This window comes from Rhodococcus sp. A14 (genome assembly GCF_011603105.1).
Classification (GTDB): domain Bacteria; phylum Actinomycetota; class Actinomycetes; order Mycobacteriales; family Mycobacteriaceae; genus Rhodococcus_F; species Rhodococcus_F opacus.
On record NZ_JAAOQS010000070.1, the window covers coordinates 1 to 11522 of the forward strand.

Annotated in this window: 9 protein-coding genes; 1 reads left to right on the top strand and 8 read right to left on the bottom strand. The window is 64.1% G+C overall.

Going from position 1 to position 11522, the window contains the following annotated elements; all coding sequences use genetic code 11:
- Positions 1-493: 493 nt before the first annotated feature.
- The 7 genes from G9373_RS29445 to G9373_RS29475 form a co-directional block, all read right to left on the bottom strand.
- Positions 494-1597 (bottom strand): SDR family NAD(P)-dependent oxidoreductase, encoded by a 1104-nt coding sequence (locus G9373_RS29445; protein ID WP_167118151.1) that lies wholly within the window; start codon positions 1595-1597, stop codon positions 494-496.
- Positions 1598-1610: 13 nt separating this feature from the next.
- The gene (locus G9373_RS29450) at positions 1611-3059 is read right to left on the bottom strand and encodes an FAD-binding oxidoreductase (RefSeq protein WP_167118154.1); all 1449 of its coding nucleotides are present in this window, start codon (positions 3057-3059) and stop codon (positions 1611-1613) included.
- A 761-nt stretch (positions 3060-3820) separates the two neighbouring features.
- On the bottom strand, positions 3821-4921 hold the full coding sequence (locus tag G9373_RS29455) for a hypothetical protein (RefSeq protein WP_167118157.1): 1101 nt from the start codon (positions 4919-4921) through the stop codon (positions 3821-3823).
- Positions 4918-6306: an MFS transporter gene (locus tag G9373_RS29460; protein WP_167118160.1), complete on the bottom strand. Its 1389-nt coding sequence runs from the start codon at positions 6304-6306 to the stop codon at positions 4918-4920. The genes G9373_RS29455 and G9373_RS29460 overlap by 4 nt, the downstream gene beginning before the upstream one ends.
- Before the next feature lie 13 nt (positions 6307-6319).
- Entirely contained in the window at positions 6320-7519 is a 1200-nt protein-coding gene (locus tag G9373_RS29465) for an FAD-dependent oxidoreductase (protein WP_167118163.1), read from the bottom strand.
- A 2-nt stretch (positions 7520-7521) separates the two neighbouring features.
- A complete protein-coding gene (locus tag G9373_RS29470; RefSeq protein ID WP_167118166.1) occupies positions 7522-7725 on the bottom strand; it encodes a ferredoxin in 204 nt (67 codons plus the stop codon).
- A gap of 6 nt (positions 7726-7731) precedes the next feature.
- The gene (locus G9373_RS29475; protein WP_167118169.1) at positions 7732-8919 is read right to left on the bottom strand and encodes a cytochrome P450; all 1188 of its coding nucleotides are present in this window, start codon (positions 8917-8919) and stop codon (positions 7732-7734) included.
- 354 nt (positions 8920-9273) lie between these two features.
- Between G9373_RS29475 and G9373_RS29480 the strand changes: the two genes are divergently transcribed.
- Complete coding sequence (locus tag G9373_RS29480; RefSeq protein WP_167118172.1) at positions 9274-10419, top strand: LLM class flavin-dependent oxidoreductase; 1146 nt, start codon at positions 9274-9276, stop codon at positions 10417-10419.
- 18 nt (positions 10420-10437) lie between these two features.
- On the opposite strand, the gene G9373_RS29485 is transcribed toward G9373_RS29480, so the two are convergent.
- On the bottom strand, positions 10438-11346 hold the full coding sequence (locus tag G9373_RS29485; RefSeq protein WP_167118175.1) for a LysR family transcriptional regulator: 909 nt from the start codon (positions 11344-11346) through the stop codon (positions 10438-10440).
- Positions 11347-11522: the final 176 nt, after the last annotated feature.

Sequence of the window (11522 nt, forward strand, 5' to 3'; positions counted from 1 at the left end):
GCGGGGTTGCGGTCGAAGAATCCGACCGGTTTCAGCCAGAAGGACACGGTGTCTGCACGCATGGTCCGCAGCCATGAAGGTCTGCAGGGGTACATGTCGGCGGCCAGCAGCATGCCACGCTCTGGCCGACGAATTCGACTGCAAGCCAATGTCGTTTCGCGAGCCGGGCATGATTGGCAGTGTGTGCGCGATACCGCCGGCCGCAGGAGAATGGTGAGTCGGGATCGAACATCGCCGGATTACGCGGCCGGCCACGGCGGACATAGGCGCTTGAGCTGACCACCCGGCTCAGGCCCTACACCGAGGAAACGGCGGAGAGACGCGGAGAGGGAGTGCGCAGCGACTACGGGACCCCTAGCGTGATCCTGGAGAGGGGAATCAGTGTTTGCATCCTGGCCCGTGGACTCGTGTGTGTGGTTCGCCGGGTTGCCGACCGACCCCCGGTTGGAGGCGACGAATGCCGGCGGGATGCATGCCGGTCGGCGGTATGGCGTCAGACCGGGATCGTGACTTCCTGGCTCGATTCGACCCGGTGGACTCGCAGCGACAACTCCCGCATTCCTAGAGAGGGGAGCATCCCGACGAAGGCCCGGCCATGTTCCGAATCGGCATGCTGATCGAGCGCTGACTGCGACTCCCATTCCTCATAGACGTAGAAGACCCCCCGTGCCACTAGGTCAGCGCTGATAACAAACGAGATATTGCCCGCATCGCGGACCGACTTCGCCACTAGCTCCCCGATTGCGGCGCTGGCCCGGTCATGGAGGTCCTCCTCGATCACGAGGCGTCCACTTTGGACGATTACCGCACCGTCTGGCACCTGCCCGCGCCCCGTCATCTGGTCGATGTCGTCGTGCAGCCTCTGTCGGACATCCGGGGTGAGCGAGACCAGGAACGTGTCATCGCGCAAGCCGGCGAGCAACGCGTCCGCGACCTCGTCGGGGCTCTGGAGGGCCTCCAGCTCGAGTCCGGCTTCGAAGACCTCGGTCGGTATGCCAACTAGGGGAACTTCGAGCGTGTGCCGAGTGTTGGTGATGTCCGGGCAGAGCAAGGTGACGCCCACGCCTTGCGGTGAGAGGTAGGCGTTCAGCGTGCGGGCGAGACCGATCAAACCGGACTTCGACAACGTGTAGGCACCCCCTAACGGCACTTGCTCAGGAAACAGCCCGAGGCTCGATGAGGTGACGATGAGGTGGCCATGGCCTCGCGCCACCATTTCGGGCCCGAACTCGAGGAAGGCACGGACAACGCCGACAGCGTTGACATCCAGAACATGCTCCCACCGCTCGAGAGGGATCTGCTCCAGCGGGCCGGCTACCGAGGTGCCTGCATGGCTCCAGACGATGTCGGTCTGGCCCATCACCTCGGATGTCTGACGGTGCAGGTCTGCGAGATCCTCTGTTCGGATGGTGTCGCAGGCGACCGAGAGGGAGCGCCGCCCGAGGCCCTCGACCTCGGACGCAACCGCCTTGGCTGCGGACTCGTCGATGTCGGCGACGACGACATCACAACCGGCGCGCGCGAGCGCGAGAACACCGGCTCTGCCGATGCCGGCTCCTCCTCCGATGACCACTGCTGTCTTGTTGTGAAGATCCATTTCAACGTGCCTTTCAGACGGGTTGGCTCAGGGTGGTGGTGAGATTTACGCCGTCAGGCGTTTCCCATTCGTTGACGTTCTGGTAGCCACCGGCACCGGCAAGGTAGTCGACGAAGACGCCCTCCGGATCGCGGTCGGCACGGATCACCTGCAGGCGCGCCCACGCGTCATCGCTCAGGCATTTCACCCTGCGGTGTTGCTGGTCGGAGTCGCCCCAGTACTGCCCCTTTGTGTAGGGCTCCAAATGCTTCATCGCTCCGAGCGACCACTGCCGGTATTTTTCGTCATCCGCTGCGTCGCTGTAGATGATGTACACCCCGACCATCATTTCGGTCATCAACGACATGGCCTGGTCGGGTCCTTCGTGGGGAAGGGTGTACTGGAAGAAGGTATGCCCGGGCTCGTTGCTGGGCCGGTCCATGACCAGCGTCTGTGCGGCCGCAGCGATCTCGTCGTACGGTCCTTCGACCCAGGCGGACTCGACCCGGTAGCGGAAGCCCTTGGGATGGGTGACGTCGACGAACTCGTACTCGGACTTCATCGTCGTGGGTTGAGCATTGTTCATGATCAACGCGTGCTCGCAGTAGGGTGCGGTCGCCAGGGGTGCCAGCGCCTGCTCGGCCTCTTCGCGTGTGTCGCAGAAGGCGAGTCCCCACACCGCGAAGACGTAGCCTCCCTCGTGGCCGGGGATTTCGAACTGTGGATTCATCGATACCGCGACCAGGTGGACGCTGGGGGCGATGTCCTTCTGCGCTGTGGAGAGCCACTCGAGAATCTCGGCATACCGCTCCACGGGATAGATCTGCATCGTCCCGGTAAGAGCCTTGGGCAACGGTCGGGTCTGGAGGTGGATCCGGGTGATGACCCCGCAGAACCCGGGCCCCGCTCCGCGGGCCGCCCAGAAAAGGTCCGAGTTTTGTTCGGCATCTGCGCGAACAAGGTCGCCGTCGGCCGTCACGACATCGATCGCCAGAACCTGCTCTGACGCCCAGCCCCAGCCCCGATGATTCCATCCCATGCCGCCTTGAAGCAGGAAGCCGCCGATACCGACCGTCGGGCACGGCCCGCCGGGGAAGAACCGTCCGAACTGCTCGAGGTAGACGCCCAGCTCGCTGCCGCCCTGGACGGACGGGGTCACGCTGACGATGCCGGTGTTCTCGTCGAGAGAAAATTCCTTGTAGCCGCCGAGGTCGATCAGCAGGGCATCGTCCCGCACGCCCCACACCGGGAAGCTGTGGCCGCCAGACCTTATGCCGACCTTCCAGCCGCGTTCCCTGGCCAACCGAACGCCCTCAACGATGTCGTTCTCGATTTCGGCCATCAGGACGGCCGGGGGAAAGCGGTCAGGATATCGACTGTGGAACACTCGGCCGACGCGAGCATTCTCGTAGCCCTCATCGTCGCGCTCGAAGAGGGTTCCGGTGAATCGGGCCTTGGCCGTGAGGGTCGGGATGTCGATCATGGATGGTATTTCTCCTGTACTGAGGCGTGCGCAACTCGGTCTGCCGCCGGCGACATCGCGTGCTGGCAATAGGTTTGAAATTGTCGGTGTCGACGTTTATCGGGTGCCCGTGCCATCCGGCGAGGTCGGTGTCGAATCCCATCTGGGGTTCCGGGGCCGGTGCTTCGCCGTGACCAATGCCCGCTCGCGAGATGTCCTTTCACGGACGATGAGTCCGCCATAGTTGGTGCTCGGGGGTCATCGTCTTGACCCTTCCTTCTGATGAGTGCTGGTGTGCCCGCAACATTGTTGTGGCCTGCTCGGAGAGAGCTCGAACTGTGGGCGCGTCCAGTAGCCATGTCCATCGCCGGTAACCGAGCAGGCACGAGATGCGCTCCCAGAATTGTGTTCGGTCGATCCCGAACTGCACCCAGATGTCTTCTGACGATGGTCCGTCGAACGGTAGCCATTCGATGGCGAGTTCGAGGATTAGTTGATCGTCGCAAGGGCGGGCGGCAGCTTTCGAACCTCTACCGGCGCTGCCACCACGTGGGGTTTCGTTGCTCATGCGGATGTTCAATCTGTGAAAGCCGTGTTAGGGATTGACGGCCGTGAAGGGCAGACGCGTACGGTGTTCTGCCCGGGAACGGTTTTGGACACCGTGTGTTCTATGGTGATGCTCCGCGGGCACCGAACCCGCTCGCACGGAGCGGGTTCGGTGCATCCGTCAGACTATGGGCGCGCCCGATGTGTTGACGGCTGAAGCACGTCGTGTGGGCGGTCTATTGCTGTGTGGCGTACTCGGCGAGGTTGGTCTCGAAGCCTGTTTGTGTTCCGAGGGCCAAGACTTCACCGTTGTCGATGTCTTCTTGCCATACGAGCGATCCCGTGGAGGTGTGCAGGGGGTGGTCTTGAACGGTGAGGATGCGGGCTCCTTCACCGCTGATGGTGTGTGCGTGCGCCGCCCATCCGGGTGCGGACAGCATCAGGTCGCCTGCGGACCAGTCGAAGCGCTGGCCTTCGACGATGCTGTATCCGTTGCCGGCGAAGTGGTAGTTGATGGCGGAGCTCATGTGCCGGTGGGTTCCGCCGGCGAAGTCGCCACCGATCGCGGTGATGGTGGCGAAGAACGAGGGTGTGGTGCCGTTGAGGCGTCCGGTGGAGGGGTTGTACAGGCAATACAGTGGCCGACCCGTGTATCCGGTTTTGAGGCCGAGGACGCCGCTGAGGTGTTGGCTGACCTTCGCCCAGGCGAAGAGGAGGGGGGAGTCGGTGATCGGGTCGGGGTCGATGATGTGTTCGTAGGGCAGGAGTTGGCTGCCGTCATCGCCCAACGCGATAGCGGGAGCGAGGTCTTTCGCGCGGCGTCCTGGTGCCGAGACGACATCGTGGTCGTGGGTTTCGACGGTGCTGCCGAAGTCTTCGTAGTAGGCAGAGATGGCTTCCAGCAGTGCCGCGTTGGTGTAGCGCAGATACCTGAAGGCGGTGGTGCCGTTGTTGGCCAGCGCCTCGAGGTTCATCGACGGCTTGGTCCACACGTCTTGCTGGACCACGCGCATGGTGCGGGCCCCGATGCTGACCGTGCCGTTGCCGGCCAGACACATCGACAGGCCGGTGGTGTTGGCGCGTACGGGGACGGTGGATTCCCCGGGCAGGAGGACACCGAGGCTGACCTGTGTGGCCGAGGCGAGGCCGCGGACCCCTTTCGGCGCTTGCGGATGCACGATCAGCATCTCGCGGCGGCCCCGGTCATCGGGTTCGCCGGCTTCGAGTGCGGTGAAGGCGGTGTCGATCTCGGCGGCGCTGATCATCAGCGGGGACCATTGTTCCCGCCGGTATGGGGGTGCCTGGCGACTGTCGAGCAGGTGGGCGTGCGGGCTCATTTCTTCTCCTGGATCGGATCGGTGCTGTCGGGTGTGGTGGGTTCGAGGGATATGCCGGCGGTCTCGGGGGTGAACCGCATGACGAGGGCGCCGAGGAGAGCGGCCGATGCCAGGTAGCCGACGAACAGGTACGAAACGTTGTGTTGCGCGGTCCACTGCTGCAGGTAGGGGGCGGTTCCGCCGAACACGACGGCCGAGAGCGCATAGGGCATGGCGATGCCTGAGGCGCGTACGCCGGTCGGGAACAGTTCGGACAGGACCGCCGGCAGGATCGAGGCGACGAAGGCGAACAGTACGAGCGCGATCGTCATGGCCAGACCGAATTGCCATGCGCCTTGTCGGGCGAGGTGGTCGAGGGGGAAGGCGGTGACGGCGACGCCGAGGCCGTAGATGTAGAAGCTGCGGCGTCGACCGATACGGTCCGACAGGGAACCGAGCAGCGGTAGGACCGAGGCGCTGACGGCGAGCGCGATCACGCCGGCCCACAACGCTGCCGTGGGGTCGAGGTGGGCGACGGAGATTGCCCAGGTGGGTCCGCTCACTGCCCAGGCGTAGAACATGGCGGTGACCGATGCCATGAGCAGGAACACCCGGGTCCCGGAGGCGCGGTAGGTCCACAGATTCGCAAAGACAGATCGTTTCGGGCTGGCGTTCCGGGTGGGGGCCGCGGTGGCGGATGTGAAGGCGTGGGTTTCGTCCATGCCGCGGCGTAGGTAGAGGGTTACCAGGCCGAGGGCGGCGCCGAGGAGAAATGGCAGGCGCCAACCCCAGGTGGCCATCTGGTGCTCGCTGAGAGCGGTGGTCAGGAGGGCGCCCATGATGGTGGCGGCCATGATCGCGAGGAATCCGGATACATAGATCGCGGAGGACCACAGGCCTCGCCTGGCGGGAGGTGCTTCTTCGGCGATGTAGGTGTAGGCGGCGGCGACTTCCCCGGTGTGTGCGAGGCCTTGCAGCAGTCGAGCGACGAGAAGGACTGCGCCGGCGAGAACACCGACGGAGGCGTAGGTCGGTGTGAGACCAATGAGGAGCATCCCGGTCGACGCGCACGCGATCGCTACGAGCAGTGAGTGCTTGCGGCCGAATCGATCGGCCATCCACCCGAAGAGGAGTCCGCCGAAGGGACGGATCGCGAATCCCACGCCGAAGACCACCAGGGTGGACAGCAGTGCGGAGGTGGCGTTCTGGGGGTTGAACAGTGCCTTGGCGAAGAAGGGGGCGAAGACGGCGTAGCAGGTCCAGTCGAATACTTCGAGTCCGTTGCCGAGTGTGACACCGATCAGGCTGCGCCGTTGCCGCAGTGCACTGGTGGGCGTTTCGGCGGGGCTGCCGGGAAGCGGCGTGCTCGTGCTCGGGTCAGGACGATCGGTGGGCGGTGCGGTCATGGCACGTCCTCGTTCAGTGGTAGATGTGGTCGGCGTGCAGCACGGCTGCACGCTGGTCGACCAGTTGTTTGCGGATCTTCGCTAGGGCGCCTTGGGCATTGAAGGCGGTGGCCCCCACCGTGATTCCGTCACGCGAATAGGTGAACACCCGAGCGGAGTGGGAAAGGTGCACTGCGTCGACGTCCACCGCGGTCAGGTTCGGGTCGCCCACGTGCTGGATCCGGGTGCCGTGCTGATCGGACCAGACGAACGGCACCGTCGCCGCGTGGCGTGGTGAGTGCGGATGCCCGATGTTGTGCGCGGCGATCCCGGCGTGCTCGCGGGCGTTGGTCCAGTGCTCCACTCGCATCTCCTCGCCGTAGCGGGGGTTGAACCAGCGGGCGACGTCACCGATGGCGTGGAGGTTCGATGTGCCCTTCACCCGCAGGTCGGGGCCGCACACGAAGCCGTCCCGGATGGGGAGCGAGGAGTCGGCCGCCCAGTCGGTGCAGGGCGTGGTCCCGATCCCCACCACCACTACGTCGCCGACGATGGTGTCCCCGTCGTCGAGGTTCAACTCGACGGCTCGCCGATCTGCGTCATAGGACGCACCGTGCACGGCGGTTCCGCATCGCACGCTCACGCCATGTTGTGCGTGTAGTGCCGCCAGCGCGTGGGAGACCGGTTCCGGCATCACCCGGGCCGCGATCCGTGGTCCGGCCTCGATGATGGTGACGTCGAGGCCGAGTTCGCGCGCACTGGAGGCGACTTCGGAACCGATGAATCCGCCGCCGATGACGACGACGCGTGGGCGGCGACGCAGGTCGTTGCGCAGTGCAGTCGCCTCGGCGAGGGTTCGGAGATAGTGCACGCCCGGTATCCCGGCGAGCTGGGGGAGGTGGCGGGGTGCGGAGCCGGTGGCGAGGATGGCGCTGTCGTAGCGGATGACGCTCCCGTCGCCGAGGGTGAGTGTCGACGCCGCTGGATCCACGGCGACGGCCTGTGTTCCCCGGAGGTAATCGATGCCGTGTCCGATGTGGTCGGTCAGGGTCGGTGACGGGAGGTCGGTGTTCGACAGCACCGCCTTCGACAGTGGTGGCTTGTCGTACGGATCTTCGTCTTCACCGTCGACGAGGACGATGCGGCGGTGCGGGTCGTTGTGTCGTAGCGCCGCCGCCGCTCGGATTCCGGCGACGGAGGCGCCGACGATGACGGTGGTGGCTCCGGCGTTCATGGTCAGGACTCGGAGATTCGGATAGCCCGGACGGGGCAGTCGGCTTCGGCTTCACGAAGGCTGTCGTGGTCTGCCTCCGTGGGGTGGCCGGGCTGGGTGAAAGCGATGTTGGTGTCGGGGTCGAGGTCGAAGACGTCGGGCGCGGCGACCAGGCAGTTTCCGTAGCCATTGCAGGCCGCGGTGTCGATGTGGATGCGCGGTGTCATAGTGCTTCAGCTCCTGGGTGCAGCGTCGATGAAAGCCAGGGGGAGTTTTCGTAATCCGAAATGTGTCCCGGCCTCGATGGCCGTGAAGGCGGGGTCGGCCGCCAGCGTGATCGGCGGATACTGGCAGAGGGTTTCGAGAAGGATGCGCAGTTCGGATCGGGCAAGTGCAGATCCGACACATTGATGAATGCCCCACCCGAATGCCAAGTGGCCTCGTGCGGAACGGTCGATGTCGAACGCCGTGGGGTGCTCGAACTGGTGGGGGTCGCGGTTGGCTGCGGCATTGAGAAGCAGTACCCACGAGCCTGCCGGGATGGTGGTATCGCCGACATCGACTGCGCGATTGGTGCGGCGGGCGAACATCTGTGCAGGTGTACGGAGCCGCAGCATCTCCTCGACGTACCGTGGTGCGACACTGGGGTCGGCGCGAAGCCGCTCCTGCAAGGGCAAATCCGATGCCAGCAGATACAGCAGGGTGCTCACCGAATTCAGGGTTGTCTCGTGGCCGGCGACAGCCAGCGTCAGAAGCACCGAGTGTATTTCTCCGATGTCGATCGGGCGTCCGTCGACTTCAGCATCGAGGAGCCAGGTCAGGTAGTCGTCGGGCCGACGGGCGCGGTGCTCGTCGATGTCGCGGTCGAGGGCATCGACCAGCGCCGCGCGGCCTCGAAGCTGAGACTCGGCCGTCCCGTCCTTCCAAATGTCCTCGGTCAGTTCGCGAAAGCGCGCCACGGTTGCCGGGGAGAAACCGACAATCTTGGTGAGCACGCGCAGCGGAATCGACAGTGCGACCTCAGCCACGGCGTCGCCTCCACCTGACTGGTAGAACGCGGCGACGACCTCGGAGATCATCGAGGTGAGCCACGGCTGCAAATCACGTATCGAGTCGGGAGTCAACGCTCGCGTCAGCAACGACCGATAGTGGGTGTGCACCGGGGGGTCGTAGTCGATCGGTATCGACGACATGCCGTCCACCATCGGGATCCGGTGACCAGAGGCAGAGGAGAAGGTCTCGTGGTCACGAAGCGCCTTCTTGACCTCCGAATAGCGACTGATGATCCAGTATCCGCCGTGGAGAGGCGAGTAGGTCGCAGCGCCGGCGGATAACAAGCGCTCGTACGCGTCCCAGAGGGTCGTGTCATTCCAACCCGGACTCAGGTGATCGAATTCGAATCCTCCGGTCGGCGAAGTCATTTGCTCGCCCTCGGCTGTGTTGGTCGTGATAGTTTCCGACACCGGGCAATGCGGTATCCGGTCTCCCGTGCCGATAGTGGACATGGTCCGGTCCTTTCGTGGGCTCGCGACGGCCCCGCCTCGAAATCAGTGCTCCAGGTCACACTAAGAGCGCACCGCTATATAAACAATTACCGAATTGGAGATAAGGGCATAAGTCGCCACTTATTCCGCAGATCGACAAGCGAATAACCGTCTTCTTATGGATTCATCAGAAAGATGATTCTTGCCTTATGTCGCGGGAACGATAGTGTGATTGCGATCACTATCCACCTTTGTGCGGGGAGTTCCGCGCAGCACTCGAAGAGGACCACCATGAAGCCGAGAACCGAAGACCCTTCGCAGCTGAGCCTCGGGTACTTCTTTCCCAGTGGAAAGACAAATTTCCTGTACTCGGACGAAGCTGCTCGGCGAACACCGGCGATGACGAAAGCGAACCTGGTCGAACTCGCCCAAGCGGCCGAACGGGTGGGCTTCGATTCCTTGTTCATCGCTGACAACTGGTCCGGGCACCAACGTGTCGCCGAGGGGTTCGGGCACCAGTCGCCGGCGTATCACGCGCCGTTGCTGGCCATGGCTCTGCTGGCAACGACGGAGCGCATCGGCGTCATCTCCACGTTCCACACCACTCACCACAAGCCCGCTCATGTCGCTCGAATGGGCGCCACGCTCGATGCGTTCAGCGACGGGCGGTGGGGCTGGAACGTGGTGACGGGATTCAGTGCCGACGAGGCGGCACTGTTCGGGGAGCCGTTCATCGACCACGACGAGCGTTACGTCATGGCAGCCGAATTCGTCGACATCGTCAAAAGATTGTGGACCGAGCACGAACCCATCGACGTCGACGGCAAGTATTACCGCGTGACGGGACGGATCAAAAGTCCCCGGCCCGTGCAGGATCCGCACCCCTTGTTGGTCAGTGCGGGCGCGTCTCCGGCGGGCGCCGAGTTCGCTGCACGGTTCTGCGATCAGTTGGTGACGTTGGCAAACACCGAGGAGTTGGTGCGTGAGGTCGATCGTCGGCTGGCTGCGTTGACCGAAAGTAGTAAACGAGCGGTGGGAACGTGTCCGTTCTCGATGGCGATCGTGCGCCCGAACGAGGGCGAGGCCGAGGAGGAATATGCGCGTCTGCTGCAGACTCTCAACGTCGAGGCCACCAAGGAGATCGCCGCTGATGTGCTCGGATCGATCGAATCCTCGCGGTCGATGTACGAGAAGATGGGGGAGGGCGAAGCCACCCGCGCGTTCGGCGGTGCCGGCTCGGTTCTGCAGCTGATCGGAACCCCCGAACAGGTCGCGGAGAAGATCATTTCGCTCAAGCGCACCACGGCGACATCCAATGTGCTGATCAACTTTCCTCTGTGGAGTCCGCAGGAGCTGGAGTCGTTCTCACCGGTGTTGCCGTATCTGCGGGAAGCGGGAGTCTGGTCGCCGCCGCAGGAGCGGAACTGGTCGTGGTGACAGTGCGTGACCGCGGCGTCACCGGGATCGGAGAGCGTCGCGGATCTCGTCGACGGCCGCTTGCTGCAGTGGCGAGAAGAACTTGTCCCGCCGCCACAGCAACGCGATACGCTCGGTGAGTTCGAGGCCGGGAACGGCCAACTCCTGTAGTCGGCCCGCGGCGAGGTCGGATTCGACGACGTAGCGCGGGGCGAAAATCGCCCACGCGTTCTCGGCGGCGGCCTGCTTCATCGGTTCGGCATGCCCGAATCTGATGATGAAATTCGGTTCGATATCGCTGAGCCGGGTGAGCTGTTCCATCAGGTTGCGTTGGTAGATCACCTCCCGCGGCGCGCCGACGAACGGCAGCGCCAATGCCTCGTCGAGGGATAGCGCCCTCGACGAGGCGACGAGGCCCGGCCCGGCGCAGAGGGTGATCGGCTCGGTGCGGATGACGTCGGAGGACATGGTGTCCGGGAGGTGCCGCTGATCCCAGGTCACGACGGCGAAGTCCGCCTCACCGGTTTCCACCGCACGCAACGCTTCGTTGGGTTGCGAGCTGGAAAGGGTGAGGTCCGCACCGGGCCGGCCGCGCTGGAACCGGGACAGAATCGGCGGGAGGAGGTAGCTGCCCACCGCCATGCTCGATGCGATGGACGCGGCGCCGCCTCGCCCCGATCCGAGTTCGTCGACGTCGCGCCTGATCTGGGCCGCCGAGGCCAACATCTCCTTCGCCCACTGGTTGGCGCGTTCGCCCGCTTCTGTCAACAACATTCGGTTACCGCGGCGGACGAACAGCTTTGCGCCGAGCCATGATTCGAGAGCCCTCAACTGTCCCGAGACGGCCGGCTGGGCGACCATCAGCACTTCCGCGGCTCGCGTAACACTTCCCTCCTCGACGACGAGCCGGAACACTTCCAGGCGTTTGAGCGACAGTTGCGCTTCCATGGTCCCTCTATAAGCAGTCAATGATGCGTGTATCGATATCTTGATATTTGCTTTATACCACGGAATCTCTATTGTTAGGTGCATCACAGCCTCAGTGGTATGGATCGCCGATCCGTTCCGCGGGAATGAGGACCACACACCCCGTGCGCACCGATTGCACGGGTGTGTCCGCCCTC

What these genes read in the sequence shown, in the direction of transcription:
- G9373_RS29470 (WP_167118166.1), bottom strand. Translation starts at nt 7,725, where the DNA reads ATGACACCGCGCATCCACATCGACACCGCGGCCTGCAATGGCTACGGA.
- G9373_RS29445 (WP_167118151.1), bottom strand. Translation starts at nt 1,597, where the DNA reads ATGGATCTTCACAACAAGACAGCAGTGGTCATCGGAGGAGGAGCCGGC.
- G9373_RS29480 (WP_167118172.1), top strand. Translation starts at nt 9,274, where the DNA reads ATGAAGCCGAGAACCGAAGACCCTTCGCAGCTGAGCCTCGGGTACTTC.
- G9373_RS29450 (WP_167118154.1), bottom strand. Translation starts at nt 3,059, where the DNA reads ATGATCGACATCCCGACCCTCACGGCCAAGGCCCGATTCACCGGAACC.
- G9373_RS29485 (WP_167118175.1), bottom strand. Translation starts at nt 11,346, where the DNA reads ATGGAAGCGCAACTGTCGCTCAAACGCCTGGAAGTGTTCCGGCTCGTC.
- G9373_RS29475 (WP_167118169.1), bottom strand. Translation starts at nt 8,919, where the DNA reads ATGACTTCGCCGACCGGAGGATTCGAATTCGATCACCTGAGTCCGGGT.
- G9373_RS29460 (WP_167118160.1), bottom strand. Translation starts at nt 6,306, where the DNA reads ATGACCGCACCGCCCACCGATCGTCCTGACCCGAGCACGAGCACGCCG.
- G9373_RS29455 (WP_167118157.1), bottom strand. Translation starts at nt 4,921, where the DNA reads ATGAGCCCGCACGCCCACCTGCTCGACAGTCGCCAGGCACCCCCATAC.
- G9373_RS29465 (WP_167118163.1), bottom strand. Translation starts at nt 7,519, where the DNA reads ATGAACGCCGGAGCCACCACCGTCATCGTCGGCGCCTCCGTCGCCGGA.